Raw genomic sequence first — 25704 nt, 5'->3', positions numbered from 1 at the left:
TCTGATGAATTTGTGAGACGCCTGAACACGTCTGAGACGGGCTGCGTATGAAAGGACGCCGCTTCACTCCTGTCGGGCGCCTCGATGCCGCCCCGCAAGGAAGGTCTGAGGAGTTCCATGGGACGCAACATACGCAAACGCCGTTCGCCGCTGACCGTCAAGGTCGTAGCCGCATCGGCGGCTGTCGCACTCGGCGGGGGCGGGCTGCTCTATGCGCAGATGAACGCTTCGGCTCACGAGTCGAACAACTCGGCGCAGAACTACACCAAGGCCGCCTCCGCGACGGTGGCGACCATCTCCTGCCCGGACGTCGGCCAGAAGCTGACGAACGTGCCGGACAAGGCCAAGATGGGGGTGGCGAGGGAGCTGGCGAACCTCGACAAGCAGATCACCGAGGCCTACTCCCGGCTCGCCTCCACGCGCCAGGCGCAGGCGAACGACGCCAACTTCGTGCAGAACGCGATCGTCGGCCCCCTGAAGGAGAAGCGGGCGGCCACGATCGACCGGATCAGGATCGACATCACGCGGGTCGGCGGCCAGTTCAACAACGCGCTGTCGCAGCTCGCCGCCTGCACCACGCAGACCGCCAACCAGACCACCGCCGGACAGGGCAACAACAACGGTGGCCAGAACAACGGTGGTCAGAACAACGGCGGCCAGAACAACAACAACGGGAACAACGGCCAGGCCAGCGCCGCCCCCAGCGCCAGCGCCAGCACCCCGGTCGACGTCGGCGCCGGCGGCCAGGCGGGCAACGGCCCCTCCGCGGCCGACTTCGTGGACATCACGAAGGTCGCGCCGAACGTCCTGGCCAAGCCGCAGAACACCGGCCAGGCCTCGACGGGTTCCTTCACCACCCGTTGCGGTACGAACCAGAACAAGAACCACAACACCGACAACGTCATCGTGGCGCCCGGCGTGACCAACGGCGCGCACCACGAGCACGACTACGTCGGCAACCAGAAGGTCAACGCGTTCTCCACGAACGACTCGCTGCTGGCCGCCCCCTCCAGCTGCCAGAACCAGAGTGACCTCTCGGCGTACTACTGGCCGGTCGTGCGTGAGCAGGACGGTTCGCAGGAGTTCGACGCGAACGCGCTCGGCGGTGGCAAGGAAGGCAACGTCGGCAAGATCATCACGCCGGTCAAGGCGCAGATCAAGTACGTCGGCAGCCCGGCCAGCAAGGTCGTCGCGATGCCCCAGTTCCTGCGCATCATCACCGGTGACGCCAAGACCACGACCAACGGTCTGGCCAACGCCAACGCGCACTGGAGCTGCACCGGCTTCGAGAACAAGGTCCAGCTGACCCAGCAGTACCCGATCTGCCCGCAGGGCAGCCAGGTGGTGCGGACGTTCGCCTTCCAGAGCTGCTGGGACGGCGTGAACATCGACAGCGCCAACCACCGTACGCACGTGGCCTTCGCGGACCCGGCGAGCGGTGTCTGCCCGAACGGCTTCAAGGCGATCCCGCAGCTGACCATGCGCCTGGTGTACAACCTGGCCCAGCCGAGCATCGTGAACGGCCAGGTCAAGAACGCCTACGCGGTGGACGGCTTCCCGGAGCAGCTGCACAAGGCCGCGACCGACCACGACGACTTCATCAGCGTCACCAAGAACAACCTGGCGGCGAAGATCGCCAACTGCGTCAACAGCGGCCGCAAGTGCCAGTGAGCGGTGACTGACCGGCGACGCCGGTGACACGGAGCGGGCGGTGGGAATCTCCCACCGCCCGCTCTCGTGTGTGCCGTACGCAGGACCGTGGCCCTCAGCCGGTGTGCTTGCTGTGGTCGACCCCGATCTCCTCCTCGCCGCCCAGCGTGGTCTGCAGCGCCTTGACGACCTTGTCGGTGCCGACGGCGACCCACTTGCGGCCGACGAGGTAGAAACCGCCGTAGTCCTTCGCGTCGTTGATCCACTCGCGCTGGCCGCGGTCGGTGGCGAAGGTGGCGAAGACGAACTTGCCGGCGGGGACCTTGCAGATCGCCTGCCGGACCTCGTCGGAGTCGATCTGCATGTCCGGGGTGCACTTCACCTTGGCGGCCAGGCTCTCCAGGCTGCCGGTGGCCGTCACCGGGATCCTGGTCTCCGCCTTGCCGTCGCCGGATCCACAGCCCGCCAGCGCCAGTACGGCCACGGCTCCGGCCACGGCGAGCATCGGTCGGGTGGTCCTCATCTGTTCCTCCGGTCGCGTTGCCGGCCCCGGGTGCCTTCAGGGGCCCGTCCCCTTCGATACGGCTGTGGGCCGCGAAGCACTCACATCGGCCCGCGTCGGCCCGCGTCGTAGCGGACACCGCAGTGTCACCCGGGTGGCGGTGACCAACCAACGGTTCGCTCGTTCTCCAGGACGTGCAGTCACAGGATGTAGCCCAGCGTCACGCAGCCGCCTCCGCCGGAGCCCCGCATCCGGCCGTCGATGTCGAGCAGGCCGAGGCCGCGCTCATCGAGCACTACCCCCGCCTGGTCCGGCTGGCCTACCTGGTGCTGCCGCCGGGGCTCGCGCGCGGCCGCCGCGTCCTGACCGCGCACGCCCTGGTCCAGCGGGCGCTCCCGCGGGGCCGGAAGCAGGTCCCGGTGGTCCCGGCCCAGTCGAACGGGCGGCAGACCGACCCCGGGTACTCCCTGGTCCGTCTCGAAGTGGTGCGGACGGCGCTGGAGGCGGGCCTGCCGCTCCGGCTCACCGCCTGGCCCAAGCGCGCCCAGTTGCCGCCCCTGCTCCCCCAGGTGCGGGGGCTGAGGCTCTTCCCGCGCTCCGGCGGCGCGGACGAACTCGCCCTGGACCAGCGGCTCGCCGCACTCTCCGCCCCGGCCCGCGCCGCCTACGCGCTGCGCGGCCTCGAACAGCTCCCCGACGGCGACGTACGCGGGCTGCTGCGGGCGGCGGGGGTCCAGCACCCCGAGGACGCGCTCGCCGAGGCGAACGGCGTCCCGGCCGAGTACCCGCTGCTCGGCTCCCCCGAGTTCGACCCGTGTTCCCTGCAGGCCCGGCCCACCGACCTGATGCGCCGCCGCCAGCACACCAAGGCAGCACTGGCCGCGGCCGCCGCGCTCGCGGTGTGCGGGGCACTGGTCGCGCTGCCGGGCGGCGGCTGGGGCGCCGACGGCGCGGCCGCCCCGGTGTACGCGCAGAACCCTGCCGCCCAGGCCGCCCTGGACCCGGCCCGGCTGACGAAGACCCCGGCCACCGCCTGGAAGACCGCCGCGCGCACCGACTTCTCCGTCTGGCCGGCCCGTGGCGCCCTCACCGGCGACACCGCGCTGCTGCGCCGCGCCCTCGCCGTCTGGGCCCGCCCCGGCGACACCGTCCGCGTCTCCGCGACCCCCGGCACCCAGACCGGCGGCCCGGCCGGACCGCCCCAGCTGCTCTACGCGGGCGTGGTCGACAGCGCCCGGGTGGTGATCTTCTACGACGGACTGCGCATCGCCCGCTACGCCGAACCGAAGGACGGCACCCAGGGCGCGGCCCTGGACTTCGCCCGTGCCGACGGCGCGACCGGCGTGGAGGCGAGCGCCCTGGTCCTCGGCCGTTCCGACGGCAACGTGCGCTATCTGACCGCCCCCTGGGTGACCGGGGCGGCCGAGCGGGACCTGACGAAGCCGGACGGAAGGGCGCTGGACCTCGGGCTGACCGACGGGGTGACCGGGCCGCTGGCCAGCCCCGCGCTGCAGCAGGGGGCGTGCACGTCCTGGAACGCGCTCCAGCTGACCGACGCGCAGGGTGTGCACGTCTCGACCGACCTGGGCGAGCTGATGCCGGCCCGGCTCACCGCCGGGCGGCCCGGCGAGGCCGGCGAGGTCTCGGGGGCGGCGGCGCTGCGCGAGTGGGCGCCGTTCGCCTGCTCGCTGGCTTCGGAGCGGTCGGCGGGGGTGCGCGGTGTCAACGCGTGGGCGTTCGCCGAGCAGGAGCTGCCGGACGCCAGTGGCAGCGGGTCGTGGGTGTGCACGCGCACCGAGACCTGGCGGGGCGACGGGACGGTGTCACTGGCCCAGTTCCGGACGCCGGGCAGCCGGTACGGGGCGGTCGCGGCCAGGGGCGCCGACGTGACGGCCTGCGGTCCGCGCGATCCGCACGTGCTGGCCGGGGTGTTGTGGAAGTCCGGCGGCGGCCAGTGGTACCTGCTGGCCGCGGGCAGCCGCGACACCGCGTCGGTCCGGGCGACCGGCGGGGTCACGGCGTCGACTCAGGGGGCCCAGCTGGTGGCCAGGGCGAAGCAGGGGGCGCAGGCCGAGCTGTCGGGGACTCTGGAGGACGGGAGCGCGATCAGCGGGCTGCGGTGAGCCGGCACCGCCGGAGAGGCTTGCTGACGTTCGCGTAAACAAGGCGGGTCAGGGGTCTTCTCAGGCCACCTACCCGTCAGTACATTGACGCCATGTCCAACAAGCAGCCGCAGCCGGTGCAGTCCGAGCACATCGCGCTCAAGGCCCGCAACGTGTCCTTCGCCTGGGAGGACACCCCTCTGCACTGGGTGCCGGGCGACCCCTTCGCCACGCACACCATCAACGTGCTGCACCTGCTGCTGCCCGCCGGCGAGCGCTGGTTCGTGCACGTCTACAAGCAGGTGCTGCCGCTCATCCGCGACGAGCGGCTGCGTGCGGACGTCGTCGGGTTCATCGGGCAGGAGGCCATGCACTCCCAGGCCCATGACGAGGTGCTGCCGCACCTCAGGGAGCTGGGTCTCGACCCGACGCCGTACACCGCGCAGGTCGACTGGTTCTTCGAGAAGCTGCTCGGCGACCGGACCCTGCCGCCCGGGAGGGCCAGGCGCTGGTGGCTGCTCGAACGGGTCGCGCTGATCGCGGCCATCGAGCACTACACCGCCTTCCTCGGCGACTGGGTGCTCAACGCCGGGGAACTGGACCGGCGCGGCGCCGATCCGATGATGCTGGACCTGCTGCGCTGGCACGGCGCCGAGGAGGTCGAACACCGCTCGGTCGCCTTCGACCTGTTCATGCACCTCGACGGCGGCTACCCGCGCCGGGCACGGACCTGGGCGACCGCGTTCACGGCGATCGTGTTCCTGTGGCAGCGCGGCGCCCGCTTCTTCATGGCGAACGACCCGACGCTCGACGCGGGCCGGGCCCGGTTCCGGGACTTCTACCTGGCCGGCCGGCGCGGCACGCTGCCCGCCACCGGCGACATGCTGAGGTCGATCCCGCGCTACCTCAGCCGCACCTACCACCCCTCCCAGGAGGGCTCCACCGAGCAGGCCGTCGCCTACCTGGCCTCCTCCCCCGCCGCGCTCGCCGCCGAGCAGGAGGGCGAGTGATGACGCCGAGGCTGCGGACCGTCGTCGCCGTCGCGGGCGCCGCGCTGCTGGTCAGGCGGGCGCTGCGCCGCCGTGTCGAGGCCTCCCCGCTGTGGCCGATGCCGGCCCTGGACCCGCCGACCTCCGGGCGGCCGCGCTCCCGGGCACTGCGGCTCCTGGTCGCCTCGCACCGGACGGTCGCCGACGGGGTCGTCCAGCTGCGCCTGGAGGGCACGGGGTTGCCCGCCTGGCAGCCCGGCGCCCATCTCGACGTGGTGCTGCCGTCCGGGCTGGTGCGCCAGTACTCGCTCTGCGGGGACCCGGCCGACACCTCGTCGTACACGATCGCCGCCCGGCTGGTCGCGGACGGGCGGGGCGGCTCCCGGGAGGTCCACGAGCAGGTCGTGGCGGGCATGGAGCTGGAGGTGCGCGGGCCGCGCAACCGTTTCCCGCTCGTCGAGGCCGCCTCGTACGTGTTCGTGGCCGGGGGCATCGGCATCACGCCGATCCTGTCGATGGTGCGGGCGGTGCCGGACGGGGTGGCGTGGCGGCTGCTGTACTGCGGGCGGACCCGCGCATCCACGCCGTTCCTGGACGAGCTGGCCGGGGACGAGCGGGTCACGGTCGTCACGGAGGACGAGGACGGCCGCCCGGACCTCGACGCGCTGGCCGTCCCGGAGGGCGCGGCGGTCTACTGCTGCGGTCCGGAGGGGCTGATGTCAGCGGTGGAGGAGCGCTTCCCGGCGGTCCGCCTCGAACGTTTCGCGCCGCGCACCGACACCGGGGCCGACCACGCCTTCGAACTGGAACTCCGGCGCACCGGACGGACGGTGACGGTGCCGGCCGACTCGTCCGTGCTGGCCGCGGTACGTGCGGAGCTGCCGGACACGCCGTACTCCTGCGCACAGGGGTTCTGCGGGACCTGCCTGCAGCGCGTGCTGGAGGGGGAGGTGGAGCACCGGGACGAGCTCCTCACGGACACGGAGCGTGCCGACTCGATGCTCATCTGTGTGTCGCGGGCCCGAAGTGGGAGACTTGTGCTGGATCTGTGAACACCCGTGAAGGGTCGGATCCGTGGAAGGCCGGATCCGATCGGTAAGGTGTTCGCATGACAACCGGGGTACGCCGCAGGATGGGAGTCGAGGAGCGGCGGCAGCAGTTGATCGGCGTCGCCCTCGAACTGTTCAGCCGTCGCTCGCCCGACGAGGTCTCCATCGACGAGATAGCCTCGGCCGCGGGCATCTCGCGGCCGCTGGTCTACCACTACTTCCCCGGCAAACTCAGCCTGTACGAAGCCGCGTTGAAGCGGGCCTCGGAGGATCTCGCGGGCCGCTTCCACGAGCCGCACGAGGGCCCGCTCGGGGCCAGGCTGCTGCGCGTGATGCGGCGCTTCTTCGACTTCGTCGACGAACACGGGCCCGGCTTCGCCGCGTTGATGCGCGGCGGTCCCGCCGTCGGCTCCTCGGCGACCAACGCCCTCATCGACTCCGTACGGCAGGCCGCCTACGAGCAGATCCTCTCCCACCTCGACATCACCGAGGCACCGGCCCGCCTGGAACTGGTCGTCCGCTCCTGGATCTCGCTGGCCGAGTCGACGGCCCTGATCTGGCTGGACGGCCGGCGCATCCCGCGCGCGGAACTGGAGATCCAGCTAGTCCACGACTTCGCCGCGCTGACGGCGGTGAGTGCGGCGTACGACGAGGAGATGACGGCGTTGGTGAGGCGGATGGTCCAGGGAGAGCCGGCCGACGGGCCGTTCGCCGACCTGGCCGCCCGCCTGATCGCCCTGGCGGGCTAGGCCCGCCGGTCCCCTTCGGCTGCGACACGCCGGGGACCGGCGCGGCAGCCGGACGACAACCGGCAGATGCAGACCTAGCCCTCGTGCTTCCGGTACGAAGGATCCAGGTCCCGTACCTCGGCCGACGCGTGCAGCACGAAGCCCTCCGGCTTCAGATGCTCCCGCAGCAGCTCCAGCGCCGCCTCCGTCAGCTTCGCCTTCGTCTCGTCGGTGCGGCCGGCCAGCAGGCCGAAGGTCACGTGGACGATCACGTGCGCCCCGTCGGAGTCGTAGCCGAAGGCGGTCTCCTCGGCGGCGCGGAACAGGGTCTCGCAGGCCTCGGGCCTGGCCGCCGCGATCTCGACCACGGCGCGGTGCAGGGCCGTGGCGAAACCCCGCCGGTCGAAGGCGGGGCCCGCCGTGGCGGTGTAGTCGACGGTGATCAGCGGCATCGGCACTCCTGTTCTACGGCTGGTGAGCCTCAGCCTAGTTCGCCAGGCTCAGCGCGAGCAGTGCGACGTCGTCCTCGCGGTCCTGGCCGAAGCAGGCCAGCAGGGTGTCGCACAGCGCCTCCAGGCCGGGCAGGGCGCCGCCGGCGGCGGCCCGGAGGTGCTCCATGGAGACCGTGAGGTCGGTGCCGCGGGTCTCGATGAGGCCGTCGGTGACCATGAGGAGCCGGTCGGTGGGTTCGAGGACCAGCTCGGTGGGCGGCGGGTGGGGCAGGCCCACGCCGAGCAGCGGACCGGACGCCTTCACGTACTCGGCGCTGCCGTCGTCGCCCAGTATCAGCGGCGGGATGTGCCCGGCGTTGGCGATGCGGGTACGCCCGGTCCGGGGGTCGATCAGGGCGAGGCAGACGGTGGCCGTGACGTCGGCGTGGTAGTGCTGGAGCAGCTTGTCCAGCCGTTCGGCGAGGGCGGCCGGGTCGCTCTCGGTGAGGCAGTAGGCGCGCAGCGCGTGCCGCAGTTCCACCATGACGGTGGCCGCGTCCAGCGAGTGCCCCACGACGTCCCCGACCGCGGTGAGCACCCCGTCGCCGACCCGCAGCGCGGCGTAGAAGTCGCCCCCGATCTCGGTCTCCTGGGAGGCGGGCTCGTACCGTACCGCTATGTCGACGCCCGGCAGTTCGGGCAGCTGGTGCGGGCGGGGCAGGAAGCTGTGCTGGAGGGTGAGCGCGACGTGCCGCTCCACCTGGTACATGAGCAGCGGCTCGGCGGCGAGCGCGGCGGCCTGCGCCAGCTGGGCCAGCAGCGCCTCGTTCTCGGGGTCGACCCTGCGCTGCCCGCGGGTGGGGGTGGCCAGGCACACCGGCACCTTGCCGTTCTGGGTGAGGACCAGCGTCAGCCGGGCGTCGTGCTGCACCCCGGGCCGGAAGAACCCGGTGGGCCACAGCGGCGTCGGCACGGTGGTGATCCGGACCCCGGACTGCCCGCGGGTGAGCCGCCGCAGCAGGCCGGCCACGTCCCGGTGGGCGCCCTCGTCGGGCAGGGCGAGGGAGGTGCGCTCCCGGTACAGGCCGAGGTACAGCTCGTCGTCCTGGTCGAGGACGAAGACGGCGGCGGGGCCGCCGAGGAGACGTGCGGCACCGTCCGCGGCGGCGTCGGCCAGCTCCTGCAGCGAGCGCGCCGACTGGATGGTGACGATCGTCCCCGACAGCAGCTTCAGCCGCCGCAGCAGCGCCTGGTCGTCGGCGCGGAGCCGGGCGGCGCGCACCGCGGCCCGGACCGCCGCCTCGATCTCCTCCGGCTCGGCGGGCACCGTCAGATACGCCTCGGCCCCCGTGTCGAGGCCCGGGCAGCGGTCCGCCGGGGGGACCCGGAGGGCCGAGAAGTGCACGACGGGCAGGGCGGCCATGTGCGGCCGCTCCTTGAGCCGGCGGCACAGCTCGAAGCCGCTCATGTCCGGCAGGTTCACGTCGACGAGGGCCACGTCGGGCAGGGACCCCTTGCGCAGCCGTACGTCGAGTTCGGCGAGCGCCTGCCGGCCGTCGGCGGCCGCGACGACCTGGTGACCGGCCCGGCGCAGCACGGTGCCCAGCGCGTACCGGCTCGCGGGCTCGTCGTCCACGACCAGCACGGTCGTGTCTGTCAGCTTGCCCTTGACGTCCATTCTTCCAGCCCCTGGACAACACCGGTGGGGCAGTACCCGATGCCGGGCCTGCCCCACCAACGTAAGGCCTCGGTCACGTCGTCCGCGAGAACACCGCCACCGTGCGCCCCGGAACCTCGAACGTACCCGTTTCGCGGTCGTACGATGCCGATTTGACGACGGAGTCCGCACCCGACGCCTGCACCGGGTGCAGCCGGTAGCCGGTTCCGGCCAGCGTGCCCACCCGCTGCTCCTGCTGCTCGGGGCTTGCGTTGAACACGACGACGAGGTCACCGAGTTCCATGGTGATCACGCCCGGCGTCTCGTCCTTCCCGGACAGCGGGAAGGAGAGCCTCGACTGCACCCGCGCGGCCGTGCCGAGCGAGAACGCCTTGTCGGTGGTGCGGATCCGCAGCAGGTCCTGGTAGGCGGCCGAGGCCCCGTCGATCTGCGGGCACCCGACCTTCACCGAGGTCAGCAGCGGCCTGGCGTAGGACCACTTGGACTGGTTGTCGGCGGCTGTCGGCAGCCCGCGGCCGAAGCCGTTGCCGTCGGCGCAGTTCCAGTGGATGGCGTTGAACCAGTCGCCGCTGTCGAAGGAGTTGCGGTCCAGGGACTTGGAGCGCAGCAGGTCGGTGCCGGCCTGGGAGAGCGAGGGCCCCTGCGAGAGGGCGGCCGTGGCCATCGCCAGGACCTGCATCCGGGCCCGGTCGGACGCGGAGGTGCCGGCCGGCAGCTTGTACGTCAACGCGTCGAACAGCGACTCGTTGTCGTGCGCGTCGACGTAGGCGAGGGCGTCGCCGGGCGCGTCGGCGTATCCGGCGGGCGAGCCGTTGTAGTCGATCTCCGCGCCGGTGACCTCCTTGCCGTCGCTGTCGGTGAACCGGTACTTGGCGAGGTTGCCGGTCAGCCCGACCTTGATCAGGTCCTGGTAGTGCAGGAGGCGGGCCTTCTGCTCGGCCTCGGTGCCGTTGGCGGTCGAGGAGTTGGGATCGGTGTAGAGGCCGGAGGCGAAGCCCTGGATGCCGGGGTCGTCGTCGAAGGGACTGCCGCCGCGTACGCCGTCCCGGGCCCGGTCGGAGAAGGTGGCGATGCCGGTGCCGGCCATGTTCTGCTGGGTGGCCTGCACGAACCGGGCGTCGTTCGCGACCTCGCCGAAGTTCCAGCCCTCCCCGTACAGGATGATCTTCTTGCCGTCGACGCCGTCCTTCTTCAGGGTGAGCGCGTCGAGCGCCTTGCGCACGGCCAGGATGTTGGCCTTCGGGTGGTGGCCCATCAGGTCGAAGCGGAACCCGTCGACCTTGTACTCCTTCGCCCAGGTGACGATCGAGTCCACCACCAGCTTGCCCATCATGGCGTTCTCGGGCGCGGTGTTGGCGCAGCAGGTGCTGTTGGCGATGCTGCCGTCGGCGAGCAGCCGCTGGTAGTAGCCGGGCACGATCCGGTCGAGGACGCTGGTGTCCGCCTCACCGCCGGCCGCCGTGTGGTTGTAGACGACGTCCATGACGACCCGCAGCCCGTCGTCGTTGAGCGACTTGACCATCTTCCGGAACTGCACGGTACGCGCGGTGCCGTCCGGGTCGGTGGCGTACGAGCCCTCGGGGACCGTGAAGTGGTAGGGGTCGTAGCCCCAGTTGTAGGCGTCCTTCGCGGCCACCGCGGAGACGCAGGCCTGCTGCTGCTCCGAGTCGGCCGGGTAGGAGGCGAGGTCGCAGTCGGGGCTCGCCTGGTCGGCCTTCCTCTCGGGCACGGTCGCGAAGTCGAAGACCGGGAGCAGATGGACGTAGGAGGTCCCGGCCCTGGCGAGCGCCCTGAGGTGCTTGGAGCCGTCGCTGTTCTTGTCGGTGAAGGCGAGGTAGGTGCCCCGGTCGGCGGCCGGGACCGTGGCGTCCGCCACCGAGAAGTCCCGGACGTGCAGCTCCTGGATCTGCGCGTCCTTCATCGGGACGGCCTTCGGCTTGGTGTACGTCGCCCAGCCGCCCGGGGCGAGGGACTTGTCGTTCAGGTCGACGACGAGGCTGCGCTCCGAGTTCGCGGTGAGGGCGACCGAGTAGGGGTCGGTGACCTTGTTGGTGACCACCTTCTGGACAGTGGGCGCCCAGACCTTCACGACGTACCGGTAGGGCTTGTTCTTCCAGGACGCGGGCCCGGTGACGGACCAGACACCGGTGGCGGGGTCGCGGTGCATCGTCTTCGGCGAGCCGTCGAGTTCGAGGGCGACGGACTGCGCGGTCGGCGCCCAGACGGAGAGCGTGGGCCTTCCGTGACGGAAGACCGGCCCGAGGTCCGCCGTCGTCGCCTTGGCGTACACGTCGTCCAGCACGCCCGCGACCTGCACGCCGGTCGCGGCCAGCACCGCGCCGTTGGCGGCGCGCTGGGAGGCGACGAGCTGTCCGCCGAGCGCCTCGCGCACCCGGCCGCGGTCGCGCGGGTCGACCGACCAGGCCGTGTAGTCCTTCAGGTACGGGAACTTCGCCTTCTGCGCGTCGGTGAGGGTGGTCCTCGTCAGCCGCAGCCACCGCTCGTCGTCGCTGGTGAGGGTCCCGTCCTTGACGGCGATCGAACCGTCGTGGGAGTAGACCAGCTGGGTGGAGAGCGCGCCGTCGACGCCGTCCCAGGCGACCGTGTCCCGGTCGATCCAGACCGCCTTGGAGGTGGACAGGTCGAGGGCGGCCGCGCTGCCGGCCGGCTGCGGGAGCAGGTACTTCTCCTGGCCGTTCAACAGCCACACCTCGTAGCCACGGGACTTGAGGTCGAGTGACTGGTCGGCGGGGAGATCCTTCTCGTCGCCCTTGTGGATGATGTAGCTGAGGCTGGTGGCACCCTCGGTGAGGGGCACCTCGAAGACCGCGCCATAGGCGTCAGTCTTCACCGGCTCGAGGGGGTTCGACCAGTCGGTGGGAGTGGCCGCGCCCGTCCAGACGTGCAGGCCCCAGCCGTCGTAGTCCCCGTCGGCACGGTGGTAGTGGATGACGGCCTTCGTGGTGTCCTGGGCCGGGTAGGCGTCGGCCGGTCTCGTCGTGAGGACGTCGGCCTTCCCCTGCTCGATCCACACCTCGCCCGTCTTGCTGACGTCGATGGAGCGGTCGGCGGAGACGTCCTTGTCGCCGTCCTTGTCGACGACGAGGAAGCCGACGTTCGTGGCGCCGGGCTTCAGCTTGACGTAGGCGAAGGCGCCGTAGGCGTCCCGGCCGGTGAACGGGTGCCCGGCGGGCCAGGTGGTCGCCTCGCCGTCGGCGAGGTCGCCCCAGGCGTACAGGCTCCAGTCGGCGTAGTCGCCGTCGGTGCGCTTGTAGTGGACGACCGCGTAGTCGCGGGACGAGGCGGTGGGCGTCTCCGCGGCGGGCGGGGTGCCGCTGGTACTCGCCGCCAGGGCGCTGGAGGTGTGCCCGGCGGTGTCGACGACGACCGCCTTGTAGCGCAGGGCGGTACCGGCCGGAACGTCCTTGCCGAGGGTCTGGGTGACCTTGTAGGGGGCGTGGTCGGCGGAGCCGAGGGTGGTCCACTTGCCGTTGCCGACCTGGGCGGCGAAGACGACCCGGTCGAGCTGCCCGCCGGTGACGTCGGCGGTGAGGTCGACGGTGCCGGTGGCGCCGGCGGCCGGGGCCTGCAGGGTGATCGCGGGGGTGGTGACGGGCTTGGCGAGGGGGCCGCCCGCCTTGTAGACGACGGCGGACTCGGCGGGGACGGTGACGGTCAGCTTCGCCGAGCCGTCGGAGGTGAGGGTGCCGTCCGTGCCGTAGGCGGCGAGGTAGCGCATGCCGGCGGAACCGGTGGCGAAGGTCGCCGTCTTCGCCGTGTCGGCGTTGTTGAAGGCGACGACGTACTCCTGGCCGGTCCTCGCGTCCGTCCGGGTGAACGCGTAGACACCGGCGCCGTCGGCCGCGTAGCGCTCGGTCTGGACGCCGTCGGCGAGGGCTGGATTGTCCTTGCGGAGCTTGCCGAGAGCACCGATCTGCTTGTAGAGCGGTGCACTGGTGTCGTAGGAGTCGGTGGCGGCGGTCCGGTCGGTGCCGATCTCGTCGTCGTCCAGGTAGTCGGCGACCTTCGACGCGAACATGGTCTGGCGGGCGTCCTTGTCGCCGCCGGAACCGGTGAAGCCCTGCTCGTCGCCGTAGTAGACGACCGGGTTGCCGCGGCTGAGGAACATCACCTCGTTGGCGAGCCTGTCCTTGGCGAGCAGTTCGGCGTCCGTGGCCTTCGGGTTGTCCTGCTCCAGGAAGTACCCGATCCGGCCCATGTCGTGGTTGCCGAGGAAGGTGACCTGCTCGTAGGCGTTCGCCTTGTCGGTCGTGTACTTGTAGTCGTCGCCGAAGACGCTCGCGAGCTTCTGTGCGCTGCCGCCCTGGGAGGCGTAGGAGCGGGCCGCGTCCTGGAAGGGGAAGTCGAGGGTCGCGTCGAGGCGCCCCTGGGTGACGTACGGCGACGTGACGGACGTGTCCGCGGAGTACGTCTCGCCGAACATGAAGAAGTTCTTACGGCCGTGGTCCGCCGCGTACTTGTCCAGCGCGGTCGCCCACTGCGTCCAGAACTCCATGTTGACGTTCTTGACGGTGTCGATCCGGAAGCCGTCGATGGCGAAGTCCTTCACCCACCGCTCGTAGATCTTCTCCATGCCGCTGACGACCTCGGGCCGTTCGGTCCACAGGTCGTCCAGGCCGGAGAAGTCGCCGTAGGTCGCGGACTCGCCGGCGAACGTCGAGTCGCCCCGGTTGTGGTACATCGTCGGGTCGTTGAGCCACGACGGCACCTTGCTGTCGCTGGTCACGGTCGGGGTGCGCGGGAAGGAGGCGGAGTCCACCGGAGGGAACTTCCTGCCGCCGGCCGCGTAGTCCGCGTCGTCGAACGGCTGACCGTCCTTGGTCAGGTAGGGGAAGGCACCTTTGGAGAGGTAGTCGTACGACTTCTCCTTGTAGTCGACGACGTCGGCGGTGTGGTTGGTGATGACGTCGAAGAAGACCTTCATGCCCTTGGCGTGCGCCTTGGAGATGAGGGTCTCCAGGTCCTTGTTGGTCCCGAAGTGCGGGTCGACCTGGGTGAAGTCGGTGATCCAGTACCCGTGGTAGCCGGCCGAGGCGTTGCTCCCGGTTCCCTGCACGGGCCTGTTCTTGAAGATCGGCGCCATCCAGATGGCGGTGGTGCCGAGCCCCTTGATGTAGTCGAGCCGCTGGGTCAGGCCCTTGAGGTCGCCGCCCTGGTAGAAGCCCTTGTCGGTGGGGTCGTAGCCGGTGGAGAGGCGGGAGCCGGTGAGACCGCCCTTGTCGTTCTTCCTGTCCCCGTTGGCGAAACGGTCCGGCATGACGAAGTAGAACTGCTCGCGGGTGTCGTCGTGCCGGGCGGGCTCGGCGGCGAGCCGCGCGTCGGAGGGTGGTGCGGGCGGGGCGGCGGCGTGTGCGGCGAGGGGCTGCACGAGCGCGGCGGCGAGGGCGGCGACGGCTACGGCCGCGACCCGTCTGACATGTATCACCGGTGTGAACTCCTAGCGATAGCGGCTCTCTTGGGTCCGACCCGGCGCGACCGTACCGCTAACGAAAGGTTTACAGCAAGAGGCTTGAAACCCACAGCAAGAACTTTCACCAGGTGTATTGACGCGACATCTCAACTGGCCCACGCTCCACGTTTGTTGAAGCCGGTCCCTCGCGCTTCGGAGCCGCGCGTGACCCCCTCCGGCACGAACGCGTACGTCGTCGGCTCCCTCGGCTCCCTCGGCTCCCTCGGCTCCCTCGGCTCCCGGAACACGGATATGTGAAAGAGGACAGCTCGGGGAACCTGACCCGGGAGTCGGGCACGAACCGGTCGTACACGGCGGGGACCTCCTCCGGCCGCACGACCGGTGACACCCGGAAGTGGCCCCGCGAGGATTCCGGCGGCATGGCGCGAACAAATCCGCGGTGTCGTGCATCGAACCTCGTGTAAGGCACCAGAGGACGGCACGGGGCGCAGACCACGCCCCGTGCCTCACGACACGAGTGGAGCGTCGTCGCCGTGAACGAAGACCTGAACACCCACAGCACCGACACCGCCGGGTCCACGGGCAGGCACCGTGGCCGCCGCGGGCTCGGCCGCGCCAGGCTCGCCGGCGGCGCGGTCGTCCTCGCCGGTCTGGGCCTCGTCTTGGCGGGCACCGCCAACGCGGCGACCCCGGCCGCCGCCGAGACCACGCCCACCTGCTCCGAGGCCGCGCTCAAGGCCACCTTCGGCAAGCAGCTCGCCGGTGGCATGAACCACGAGGGTGTCGTCATCACGCTGCGCAACCTCAGCGGCAGGACCTGCGCGCTGCGCGGCTACCCCGGCCTGGGCCTGGAGAACTCCGCGCACAAGGCGATCACCACCCACACGCACTGGGGCGACACCTGGTACGCCAAGGACCCCGGCAAGAAGACCCTCGTCCTCAAGGACGGCCAGAGCGCCGAGGCCGTCGTCGCCTGGACCCACGCCAACACCGGCACCTCGGGTGCGGCGCACGCCTCCTACCTGGAGATCACGCCGCCCGCCTCGACCAAGCACAAGACCCTGGCGTTCCCCCGGTGGGTCGACCACGCCGACCTCTCCGTGACCGCGCTGGCCAGGCACATCAACGTCAGCGACTGAGCCGGGTGCTCCGCGGGCGGGGCCGGGCAGGCCGCCTGTCGGCCGCGGCGCCGTCGTGGCTGGTCGCGCAGGTCCCGCGCCCCTCACCGGTCGCCTTGCCGGCCCTGCCTAGAGCCGCGCCCCGCCGTCCACCCGCAGCACCGCGCCCGTCACGTAGGACGCACGGTCGCTGAGGAGCCAGGCGGCAGCCTCGGCGATCTCCGCGGGGTCGGCCGTGCGGCCCAGCGGGGTCGTGGACCGCATGCGGTCGACGACGCCCGGGGTGGCCTCCTCCCAGGCGCGCACCATGTCGGTGAGGGTGCCGCCGGGGGCGATGGCGTTGACGCGGATGCCCTCGGGGCCGTAGGTGACGGCGGCCGACTCGGTGAGGCTGTTGACGGCCCGTTTCAGGGCGCCGTAGACCGGCAGGACGGGGTTGGCGCCCAGGCTGCCGACGGACGAGTTGTTGACGACGGCACCGCCGGCGGCGGTGGCCCGGATGGCCCTGACCTCCTCGGACATGGCGAACCAGACGCTCTTGAGGTTGACGTCGGTGATGTGGTCGAAGGCGGCCTCGGGGAGTTCGTCCAGGGGGCCGGGGTGCTGGATCGTGGCGCCGTTGTTGAAGGCGAGGTCCAGGCGGCCGTACACCTCCACCGTGCGGTCCACGGCGGCCCGGACGCTCGCCATGTCGGCCAGGTCGCACACCGTGTACTCCGCGGTCCCGCCGGCCGCGCGGATCTCCTCGGTCACCGTCTTGAGCTGGTCCTCCGTACGGGCCGCCAGCAGCACCCGGGCGCCCTCGCGGGCGAAGAGCCGGGCGGCGGCCGCGCCGATCCCGCGTCCGGCTCCGCTGATGAAGGCGACCTTGCCGCTCAGAAGGCCGGGGCCGGCCGTGTTCGCTGTGTTCGCTGTGATCTCCATGGTTCGAGGCTGCGCCGGCGGGCCGGCCCCATCCAGGCACCGGCGGTACCTGGATGGGGCCGGGCGGTCGACGCACACTGGAGGCGTGGACAGGCAAGAGCTGGCGGCGTTCCTGCGCAGCCGACGCGAGCGGATCTCCCCCGCCGAGGTGGGTCTGGTGCGCGGCCCGCGCCGCCGGACGCCGGGACTGCGGCGCGAGGAGGTGGCGCAGCTGGCGTTCATCTCGACGGAGTACTACACGCGTCTCGAGCAGGCGCGGGGGCCGCGGCCCTCGCGTGAGGTGCTGGGCGGGCTGGCGCGGGCGCTGCGGCTGTCCGACGCCGAGCGCGGGCATCTGCACCACCTCGCCGGGGCGCCGCCCGGGCCGCCTGCCGGGCCCTCGCGCGAGGTCCGGCAGAGCCTGCTCGACCTGCTGCGCAGGCTTCCGCAGGCCGCCGCGTTCGTGACGTCGGCGACCTTCGAGGTGCTGGCCTGGAACGATCTGGCGGCCGCCCTCATGGAGGACTTCTCGGCGCTGCCCCCGCGCGACCGCAACCTCATGCGCCGCGCCTTCCTCACGCCGCACCCGGCGGGCAGCAGGCTGTACGGAGTGTCGGACGTGGACGCCTTCGCCCGGCACTCGGCGCGGCGCCTGCGGGCCACGGCCGGCCGGTATCCGGACTCGCCCGAGGTGACCGGCCTGGTGGCCGAACTCCTCGCCGGGAGCGAGGAGTTCAGGCGACTGTGGGAGCTGCACGACGTGTCCGCCGAGCCCACCCTGGTCAAGACCTTCCGGCACCCGGTGGTGGGGCCGGTCACCGTCGACTGCGACGCCCTCGACATCACCGACCGGGACCAGCAGGTCGTGATCTACACCGCGACCCCTGGCTCACGGTCCGAGGAGGCGCTGCGGCTGCTGTCGGTGATCGGCACCCAGCGGATGGATTCTCAGCAGGTGGACTTCCCGGCGTAGATCGCGAGGGCGGTGTTCGAGGCCAGGGTGGCGGTGAACTGGCCGCTCGAGTTCACCGTCACCGACGTGTTCGCCTGCACGTTGCAGTACGTGCCGGCCGGCAGGGACGTCTGGTAGGTCCGGGTCAGCGAGCCCGACTCGTGGTTGATGGCGACGTACCCCTTGGCGCCCCGCCCGAAGGCGATCGCGTCGGCGCCGTCGTCCCACCAGTTCGTCACCGCCTGGCCGCGCACCGCGTTGCGGAAGGCGACCATGCGGATGATCTCCGGCCAGGCGTGCTGGCACTTCCAGCCGTCCTGCCAGCAGGCGTTGACGACCCCGTTGTTGGGCGGCCCGGCGTCGGCGTCCGACCATTCGTAGCCGGAGTTGATGTCCGGGGCACCGTACGGGTAGGCGAGCATGAAGACGTTGGCCAGGGTGTAGTTGGCGCCGTCCTTGTAGTTCAGCGTGGAGCCGTTGCGCTCGGTGTCGTGGTTGTCGACGAAGACCCCGGCGACCGAACTGCTCATGTACCCCCAGCCCTCGCCGTAGTTCTTCAGGTAGGCGAGGTTCTCGTCGTTGAAGACGCGCTTGAGGTCGTAGGCGTACCGGAACTCCTGGACGTCCCCGTTGCCGGTGTACTCGGTGGGCTGGACGGCCTCGCCCGCGCCGTAGATGACCTCCTGCTTCCAGTACACGGAGGGGTTGGTCAGCCGGGTTTTGATGTTGGCGAGGTCCTCGGCGGGGATGTGCTTGGCCGCGTCGATCCGGAAGCCGTCGACGCCCAGACTCAGCAGGTCGTTCATGTAGCCGGCGATGGTCTTGCGGACGTACTCCTCGCCGGTGTCCAGGTCGGCGAGGCCGACGAGTTCGCAGTGCTGGACGTTCCAGCGGTCGGAGTAGTTCGAGACGGGGGAGGTGCAGTCGTCGAAGTCGTACGAGGAGTACAGGCCGGGGTAGTTGTACTTCGTGTACGACGAGCCGCCGGTGCCGGTGCCGCTGCCCGCGGACATGTGGTTGACGACGGTGTCGACGACCACCTTCACACCGGCCGCGTGGCAGGTGTTCACCATGTTCTGGAAGGAGGTGCGGTCACCGAGTCTGCCCGCGATCTTGTACGACACCGGCTGGTACGACGTCCACCACTGCGAGCCCTGTATGTGCTCGGCGGGCGGGGAGACCTGGACGTATCCGTAGCCCGCGGGGCCGAGGGTGCTGGTGCACTCCCTGGCGACCGAGCCGTAGTTCCACTCGAAGAGGACGGCGGTGAGGTCCTTCGTGCCGGGCGGGGAGGCCGACGCGACGGACGGGGTCATGACAACGCTACAGGCGGCCAGCGCCAGTGCGGCGGAGAGTGTCTTACGTGCCATGTGGGGTTCCTTCACCATTGAAGGCTCTTGCAGAAATGTTGCTGAAACCTTGCGGTTGCGCAGATGTTAAGGGCCCGCTCCCCGGATGGGTAGCGGGCCCTCAGAAGTTGCTGCAAGAAATTACCGATTGACGCCCCGTCAGGCAGGTGTCAGGCGACGGTCAGACGCCGATGGGACGTGCTCAGGCGGTGGTCCACCACACGGTGGTGTCGGCCGGCAGCTTCGCCTCCCCGTCCGCCTCGGTCAGTTCGCCGCTGGCCAGCAGCACCGTGCCGTAGGACGGCGTCGTCACCGACTCCCCGCTCGTGTTCGCGACGCACACGAACTCCCCACGCCGGAAGGCGAGGACGCCCTCCGGGGCGCGCAGCCACTCCACCGCGTCGCCCGCGCCGAGGTCGGCCTGCTCACGCCGGACGCGCAGCGCGCCTCGGTACAGCTCCAGGGTCGACCCGGCCACCCCGGTCTGCGCCTCGATGCTCAGCTCGCCCCAGCTCGCGGGCTGCGGCAGCCAGCTGCCCCCGGACCCGAAGCCGTACGACGAGCCCTCCCGCGTCCACGGGATCGGCACCCGGCACCCGTCCCGGAAGCCGTCCTGACCCGCGCCCCGGAAGTACGCGGGGTCCTGGCGGACCTCGTCGGGCAGGTCCACGACGTCCGGGAGGCCCAGCTCCTCGCCCTGGTAGACGTAGGCCGAGCCGGGCAGCGCGAGCATCAGGAGGGTGGCCGCCCGGGCCCGGCGCAGACCCAGTTCCCGGTCGCCGGCCGTGCGGATCTGGGTGCCGAGGCCGGGTGGGTTGGCGAAGCGGGTCGCGTGCCGGGTGACGTCGTGGTTGGAGAGCACCCAGGTGGCCGGGGCGCCGACCGGGCGCATGGCTTCCAGGGTGCGGTCGATCACCGTCCGCAGCTCCTTCGCGTCCCAGTCCGTGCTCAGGTACTGGAAGTTGAAGGCCTGGTGGAGCTCGTCCGGGCGGACGTAGTTCGCGGTGCGCTCGACGGTCGGCGTCCAGGCCTCGGCGACGAAGATGCGCTCGCCCGCGTACTCGTCCAGGACCAGCCGCCACTGCCGGTAGACCTCGTGGACGCCGTCCTGGTCGAAGAAGGGCATGACATCGTTGCCCAGCAGCTTCAGCTGGTCGGCGCCGCCGAGGTCCGGCAGCCCCTCCGCCTTCACCAGGCCGTGGGCGACGTCGATGCGGAAGCCGTCCACGCCCATGTCCAGCCAGAACCGCAGGATGGAGCGGAACTCGTCGCCGACGGCGGGGTGTTCCCAGTTGAAGTCGGGCTGCTCCGGGGCGAAGAGGTGCAGGTACCACTCGCCGTCGGCCACCCGCGTCCACGCCGGGCCGCCGAAGATGGACTCCCAGTCGTTGGGCGGGAGTTCGCCGTTCTCGCCCTTGCCCGGCCGGAAGTGGTAGCGGTCCCGCGACGGCGAGCCGGGGCCCTCCGCCAGCGCCCGCTTGAACCACTCGTGCTGGTCCGAGGAGTGGTTGGGCACGAGGTCGACGACGATCCTGAGACCCAGCGCGTGCGCGTCCCGGATGAGCGCGTCCGCGTCCAGCAGGTTGCCGAACATGGGGTCCACGGCCCGGTAGTCGGCGACGTCGTAGCCGGCGTCGGCCTGCGGGGAGGCGTAGAACGGGCTCAGCCACACGGCGTCGACACCCAGGTCACGCAGGTACGGGAGTCTGGAGCGCACGCCCTCCAGGTCCCCCATCCCGTCGCCGTTGCTGTCGGCGAAGCTGCGCGGATAGACCTGGTAGATCACCGCGTCCCGCCACCAGTCGCGGCGACGGGCGACGGTGACGGTGGCGGGGGCCGGTGCGGCGGATGGCTGCTGGCTCATGGCGTCCTTGATGCGTCGTAACAGGGTCATCGGGTCAGAGGTGGGTGTTGAGGCGGCCGTGGTCACAGCGGGGTCGGATGGAGACCACGGCCGCCTACCCGCGCCCCGGGGGGAGCGCCCCGAAGGGGCGCGGGGAACTGCGCGACCAGCCACGACGACGCCGCAGACGAACGACGGCCTTCGTGGCTCGGCCGACGGTCAGCCTTTGGTTCCGCCCGCGGTGAGGCCGGTCACCAGGTTCTTCTGCACGAGATAGAAGAACACGGCCACCGGTATCGCGATCAGCACCGCCGTCGCGGTCATCAGGTTCCGCTGCGCGTCGTGCTCGCTGATGAAGCTCTGCAGCCCCACCGCGAACGTGTACTTGTCGTCGCTGAGCATGAACGTCGACGCGAACGCGACCTCGCCGAACGCGGTGAGGAAGTTGTAGAACGCGGCGACCGCGAGGCCGGGCTTGGCCAGCGGCAGGATCAGCCGGGCGAACGTGCCGAACGGCGACAGCCCGTCGACGCGGCCGGCCTCGTCGATCTCGAAGGGGATCGTGTCGAAGTAACCCTTGAGCAGCCAGGCCGTGTACGGCACCACCGTCGTGCAGTAGACGAGGATCAGGCCGAGGTAGCTGTCGATGAGGCCGAGCCGCGACATGATCTGGTACATCGGCACGATCAGCACGGCGATCGGGAACATCTGGGTCACCAGCAGCAGCCACATGAACTTCCGGTAGCCCGGGAAGCGCATGCGGGAGACCGCGTAGCCGGTGGTCGAGGCGAGGATGAGTCCGATGATCGTCGTACCGCCGACGACGATCATCGTCGTCCTGAACCAGTCCCAGAACCCGGTGTGCTGGAGGACGAAGGAGTAGTTGCTCAGCGTCATCTTGTGCCAGATGCCGCTCGGGTGCAGGTAGTCGTCCTTGTCGGGGCCGAGGGAGAGGAAGATCAGCCAGCCGACCGGGAAGAACGCGACGAGGCTCGCGACACCCAGGACGCCGTGGATGACGGCGCTGCCGAGCGGGCCGCGCTCGTCCCTGCCGCGGACTCGGGGGGTGGTCGTCACGGCGGCCTCCTCGGCGACCTGGGCGGAGGTCTGGACAGTGGTCGTACTCATGGAAACTCCTGCCTCAGATCGCGAGCTGCTGGTCGTTGCGGTTGAGCCAGCGGCGGTAGAAGGAGGTGAAGACGATCAGGATGGCCAGCAGCAGCATGCCGTAGGCGGCGGACTGGGCGAAGTCACGCGGCTGCTGTCCGAAGCCGAGGTAGTAGGCCCAGGTCACGAGGATCTGCGCGTCGGGGGCGGTGTCACCGAAGAGCAGGTAGATGACGGCGAACTGGTTGAACGTCCAGATGATGCCGAGGAGCACGACGGTGGAGCTGACGGACCTGAGGCCCGGCAGGGTGACGTACCGGAAGCGCTGCCAGGCGCTCGCGCCGTCCATCTCTGCGGCCTCGTAGAGCGTGCCGTCGATGGCCTGGAGGCCGCCGAGCAGCGAGAGCATCATGAACGGCACACCGCACCAGGTGTTCACGAGGATCGCGGCGGCCCGCTGCCAGATCGTGTCCTCCAGCCATGCCGGTTGCGGCAGATGGAGGAAGTGCAGGGTGGCGTTGACGATACCGCCGTCGGCGAGCATGAACCGCCAGCCGAAGACGGTGACGAAGGTCGGGACCGCCCAGGGCAGCACCAGGACCATGCGGTAGAAGGTGCGGCCGCGGAACTTCTCGTTGAGCAGCAGGGCGAGGCCGAGACCGATCGTGTAGTGCAGGGTGACGCAGAGCGCGGTCCAGACGATCGTCCAGATGAAGTGGGACCAGAAGCGGTCGTAGGACGTCGGCCCGAACAGGATGTCCTTGTAGTTGCCCAGGCCGATGAACTTGTAGGTGGCGTCGATGTGGTTGACGCCGATGGTGCGCGCGGTGTTGAGGCTGTTGGCGTCCGTCAACGTCAGGTAGAAGCCGTACACCAACGGGTAGATGACAAGCGCCCCGAGGACGACGGCCACGGGGGCGATCATCGCGTAGGCGTACCAGTACTTCCGGTAGCTGTTCTTCAGCCGCTGGCCCAGCCCGGGGCGGGGCGCGCGGTCACCGTGGCGTTTGCCGGTCGCGCGGTCGATGGCGACTGTCATGGTTCGACACCTTCTGGTCTTCCGGGATCTGGCTGGGCACAGGCCGGTGGCCGCCGGACCCCCTCCGTGTTCCGGGGGAGGTCCGGCGGCCGTCTGCGGCTTACTTGCTGAAGTCGGGGACGAGCTTCTCGATCCCGAGTTCGGCGGTGCTCAGGCCCTTGTCCAGGGACTCCTTGCCACCGGCGATCTTGGTCAGCTCGGTGCCGACCGGGCCCCACAGCGAGGAGTACTCGGCGAGCGCCGGGCGCGGCTGGGCGGAGGAGAGGACGGCCTGGTAGCCGGCGATGCCCGGGTCGGCCTTGACCGCGGCGGTGTAGGCGTCGGAGCGGGTCGGCAGGGTGGAGTTCTTCAGGGCGATCTCCGTCTGGGTCTTCGCGGAGGTCATGAAGGCGACGAACTTCTCGGCCGCCTCCTGGTGGGCCTTGTCCGAGCCGGCGTAGACCGAGAGGTTGTGGCCGCCGGTCGGGGCGCCCGCCTTGCCGGTGGAGCCGGCCGGGACGGTGGCGATGCCGAGGTTGGACTTGTCGCTGAACGCGGAGCCCTTGTAGAAGTTGGTGATCTCCCAGGGGCCCTCCATGGTCATGGCCACCTTGCCGTTGACGAAGGCGTCCTGGCGGTGGGCGTAGGCGTCGGCGGTCACGTCCGCCTTGTGCAGGCCCTTGCCGGAGTAGAGGTCCAGCCAGGTCTGGTAGCCCTTCTTGGCCGCCGCCGAGGTGATGGTGATCTTCTTGGCGGAGGCGTCGACCATGTCGCTGCCCTCGCCGTAGAGGAAGGGCTGCGTGTAGTACGCGGCCTCGGGGCCCCAGTAGCCGGTGGTCCCGGTCTTGGCCTGGATCTTGGCGGCGTCGGCCCTGACCTGGTCCCAGCTGGTGGGGGCGGCGGTGATGCCGGCCTTCTTCAGGAGCGCCTTGTTGTATACGAGGGCGAGGGTGTCGGTGACCAGCGGAACGCCGTAGGTCTTGCCCTCGTACTGGGCCTGGGTGATCAGGCTGGACTGGAACTTGTCCTTGTCGGCGAGGGCGGCGGTGCCGTCCAGCGGCACGAAGTACCCGGCCTTGGCGAAGGCGGGGGTCCAGCCGACCTCGGAGCGCAGCACGTCGGGGGCGCCCTTGCCGGACTGGGCGGCCGTGTCGAACTTGTTCTGCGCCTGGTCGAACTGGACGTCAACGTAGTTGACCTTGATGTCCTTGTTCGCGGCTTCGAACTCCTTGACCAAGGCCTTGTACGTCGGCGACTCGTTGGTGGCGTTGGAGGTGTCCCACCAGGTGATGGTGACCGGGCCGTCCGACTTGCTGTTGCTGTCGCTCCCGCCGCACGCCGTCGCCGTGAGGGCGAGGGACGCCACCAGCGCGGAGGCCGCTATGCCACGCCGCATGAGTTCTCCTTGAGGGTTAAGCCCGAGTGATGCGGGGGCGGTCCCGTCCACCGTCCCGCTGTCGTGCCACTGCGCCGTTGCTGCGGCGGCCGGGCGACAGGGAACGTAACAGCGATGTAAGCCTTGCGAAAGACCTTGCAGCAAAAAAGTGCAAGAGATCTCCGAAGTTATCCGGGCGTGACCTGTCGGCGACCGCCGAGAGACGCTTGTTTACGGCGGTAGAGCGCTACGGGGGCCACTTGTGCAAGACTCTGCAAGCTCTTGCCATCATGTCTCAGTAGGGAGTGCGATGACGCAGCAGCCCACAGCGGGCCGCCCCCCAGGCCGCATCAGGCGCCCGATCGGTGTGCAAGGGGACATACGGCCGGTACAGTCCAGTGGCGTGACCACACGGCTTGCCGACATCGCAGCGCAGGCGGGGGTGAGCGAGGCGACGGTGAGCCGGGTCCTGAACGGGAAGCCGGGCGTCGCCGCCACCACCCGCCAGTCCGTGCTCGCCGCCTTGGACGTCCTCGGCTACGAGCGTCCGGTACGGCTGCGGCAGCGCAGCGAGGGCCTGGTGGGCCTGATCACGCCCGAGCTGGAGAACCCGATATTCCCGGCCCTCGCGCAGGTCATCGGTCAGGCGCTGACCCGGCAGGGCTACACCCCCGTGCTCGCCACCCAGACCCCGGGCGGGTCCACGGAGGACGAGCTGACCGAGATGCTGGTGGACCGCGGGGTCGCCGGCATCATCTACGTCTCGGGCCTGCACGCGGACACCACCGCCGACATGCAGCGCTACGACCGGCTGCGGGCGCAGGGCGTGCCGTACGTCCTCGTGGACGGTTTCTCGCCGAAGGTGCAGGCGCCGTTCATCTCCCCCGACGACCGGGCCGCGATGACGCTGGCCGTCACCCACCTCGTCTCCCTGGGCCACACCCGGGTCGGGCTCGCCCTCGGCCCGAAGCGGTTCGTGCCCGTGCAGCGCAAGATCGAGGGGTTCGTGCGGGCGGTGCAGGACCAGCTGGGCCTGCCGGCGGACGTGATCGAGTCCGAGCTCGTCCAGCACTCGCTCTACACCCTGGAGGGCGGCCAGGCGGCCACCACGGCGCTCATCGAGCGGGGCTGCACGGCGATCGTGTGCGCGAGCGACATGATGGCGCTCGGCGCGATACGGACGGTACGGCAGCGCGGCCTCGACGTCCCCCGGGACGTGTCCGTCGTCGGCTTCGACGACTCCCCGCTCATCGCGTTCACCGACCCACCGCTCACCACCGTCCGCAAGCCGGTCCCGGCGATGGGCCAGGCAGCGGTGCGCACCCTGCTGGAGGAGATCGGCGGCACCCCGGCTCCGCACAGCGAGTTCGTTTTCATGCCGGAATTGGTGGTACGCGGTTCCACGGCGGCAGTACCTGGGAAGTAGTCGCCGTGCCGTAGAACATGCACCGTGAACCCAACCTTGGGATGATCTGTCGA

18 protein-coding genes are annotated in these 25704 nt (G+C 70.5%); 8 read left to right on the top strand and 10 right to left on the bottom strand.

All coding sequences use genetic code 11. From position 1 onward, the window contains the following. Positions 1-117 precede the first annotated feature (117 nt). Entirely contained in the window at positions 118-1671 is a 1554-nt protein-coding gene (locus BLW82_RS30895) for a DUF1996 domain-containing protein (RefSeq protein ID WP_093503802.1), read from the top strand. Positions 1672-1765: 94 nt separating this feature from the next. Here BLW82_RS30895 and BLW82_RS30890 read toward each other — a convergent pair whose 3' ends face one another. After that, the gene (locus BLW82_RS30890) at positions 1766-2173 is read right to left on the bottom strand and encodes a hypothetical protein (protein ID WP_093503800.1); all 408 of its coding nucleotides are present in this window, start codon (positions 2171-2173) and stop codon (positions 1766-1768) included. Between the two features lie 173 nt (positions 2174-2346). Here BLW82_RS30890 and BLW82_RS30885 point away from each other — a divergent pair, with 173 nt between their 5' ends. The 4 genes from BLW82_RS30885 (at position 2347) to BLW82_RS30870 (ending at position 7041) form a co-directional block, all read left to right on the top strand. Further along, a complete protein-coding gene (locus tag BLW82_RS30885) occupies positions 2347-4275 on the top strand; it encodes a hypothetical protein (RefSeq protein WP_093503798.1) in 1929 nt (642 codons plus the stop codon). A 92-nt stretch (positions 4276-4367) separates the two neighbouring features. Next, a complete protein-coding gene (locus BLW82_RS30880; protein ID WP_093503797.1) occupies positions 4368-5264 on the top strand; it encodes a metal-dependent hydrolase in 897 nt (298 codons plus the stop codon). Next, the gene (locus tag BLW82_RS30875) at positions 5264-6295 is read left to right on the top strand and encodes a PDR/VanB family oxidoreductase (protein WP_093503795.1); all 1032 of its coding nucleotides are present in this window, start codon (positions 5264-5266) and stop codon (positions 6293-6295) included. The genes BLW82_RS30880 and BLW82_RS30875 overlap by 1 nt, the downstream gene beginning before the upstream one ends. 56 nt (positions 6296-6351) lie before the next feature. Continuing rightward, a complete protein-coding gene (locus BLW82_RS30870; RefSeq protein ID WP_093503793.1) occupies positions 6352-7041 on the top strand; it encodes a TetR/AcrR family transcriptional regulator in 690 nt (229 codons plus the stop codon). Between the two features lie 74 nt (positions 7042-7115). Here the strand turns inward: BLW82_RS30870 and BLW82_RS30865 are convergent, their stop codons facing one another. The 3 genes from BLW82_RS30865 to pulA all read right to left on the bottom strand — a co-directional run bounded on the left by BLW82_RS30865 (position 7116) and on the right by pulA (position 14575). Continuing rightward, the gene (locus BLW82_RS30865; RefSeq protein ID WP_093503791.1) at positions 7116-7472 is read right to left on the bottom strand and encodes a 5-carboxymethyl-2-hydroxymuconate Delta-isomerase; all 357 of its coding nucleotides are present in this window, start codon (positions 7470-7472) and stop codon (positions 7116-7118) included. Between the two features lie 34 nt (positions 7473-7506). Continuing rightward, entirely contained in the window at positions 7507-9129 is a 1623-nt protein-coding gene (locus BLW82_RS30860) for a fused response regulator/phosphatase (RefSeq protein WP_093503790.1), read from the bottom strand. 73 nt (positions 9130-9202) lie between these two features. Further along, positions 9203-14575, bottom strand: a complete 5373-nt coding sequence (gene pulA / locus BLW82_RS30855; protein ID WP_093503788.1) for a pullulanase-type alpha-1,6-glucosidase — start codon at positions 14573-14575, stop codon at positions 9203-9205. A 518-nt stretch (positions 14576-15093) separates the two neighbouring features. Here pulA and BLW82_RS30850 point away from each other — a divergent pair. Beyond that, positions 15094-15699 (top strand): DUF4232 domain-containing protein, encoded by a 606-nt coding sequence (locus BLW82_RS30850; RefSeq protein ID WP_093503787.1) that lies wholly within the window; start codon positions 15094-15096, stop codon positions 15697-15699. Positions 15700-15807: 108 nt separating this feature from the next. On the opposite strand, the gene BLW82_RS30845 is transcribed toward BLW82_RS30850, so the two are convergent. After that, complete coding sequence (locus BLW82_RS30845) at positions 15808-16602, bottom strand: SDR family NAD(P)-dependent oxidoreductase (protein ID WP_093503785.1); 795 nt, start codon at positions 16600-16602, stop codon at positions 15808-15810. 85 nt (positions 16603-16687) lie between these two features. Between BLW82_RS30845 and BLW82_RS30840 the strand changes: the two genes are divergently transcribed. After that, on the top strand, positions 16688-17554 hold the full coding sequence (locus BLW82_RS30840; protein ID WP_093503783.1) for a helix-turn-helix transcriptional regulator: 867 nt from the start codon (positions 16688-16690) through the stop codon (positions 17552-17554). Here BLW82_RS30840 and BLW82_RS30835 read toward each other — a convergent pair. The 5 genes from BLW82_RS30835 to BLW82_RS30815 form a co-directional block, all read right to left on the bottom strand. Then, complete coding sequence (locus BLW82_RS30835) at positions 17530-18903, bottom strand: alpha-amylase (RefSeq protein WP_177233128.1); 1374 nt, start codon at positions 18901-18903, stop codon at positions 17530-17532. The two genes, BLW82_RS30840 and BLW82_RS30835, sit on opposite strands and share 25 nt — an antisense overlap. Positions 18904-19084: 181 nt before the next feature. Continuing rightward, a complete protein-coding gene (locus tag BLW82_RS30830; RefSeq protein ID WP_093503781.1) occupies positions 19085-20746 on the bottom strand; it encodes a glycoside hydrolase family 13 protein in 1662 nt (553 codons plus the stop codon). A 198-nt stretch (positions 20747-20944) separates the two neighbouring features. Further along, on the bottom strand, positions 20945-21853 hold the full coding sequence (locus BLW82_RS30825) for a sugar ABC transporter permease (RefSeq protein WP_093503779.1): 909 nt from the start codon (positions 21851-21853) through the stop codon (positions 20945-20947). A 13-nt stretch (positions 21854-21866) separates the two neighbouring features. After that, positions 21867-22871: a carbohydrate ABC transporter permease gene (locus tag BLW82_RS30820; RefSeq protein WP_093503778.1), complete on the bottom strand. Its 1005-nt coding sequence runs from the start codon at positions 22869-22871 to the stop codon at positions 21867-21869. 100 nt (positions 22872-22971) lie between these two features. Continuing rightward, positions 22972-24246 carry an extracellular solute-binding protein gene (locus BLW82_RS30815; protein ID WP_093503776.1) on the bottom strand — a complete coding sequence of 425 codons (1275 nt, stop codon included), beginning with the start codon at positions 24244-24246 and terminating at the stop codon, positions 22972-22974. A 382-nt stretch (positions 24247-24628) separates the two neighbouring features. On the opposite strand from BLW82_RS30815, the gene BLW82_RS30810 reads away from it, so the two are divergent. Then, complete coding sequence (locus BLW82_RS30810; RefSeq protein ID WP_093503774.1) at positions 24629-25651, top strand: LacI family DNA-binding transcriptional regulator; 1023 nt, start codon at positions 24629-24631, stop codon at positions 25649-25651. Positions 25652-25704: the final 53 nt, after the last annotated feature.

Origin of the sequence: Streptomyces sp. Ag109_O5-10, assembly GCF_900105755.1 — a bacterium.
Classification (GTDB): Bacteria; Actinomycetota; Actinomycetes; order Streptomycetales; family Streptomycetaceae; genus Streptomyces.
This window is presented reverse-complemented; position numbering and strand designations above follow the sequence as displayed.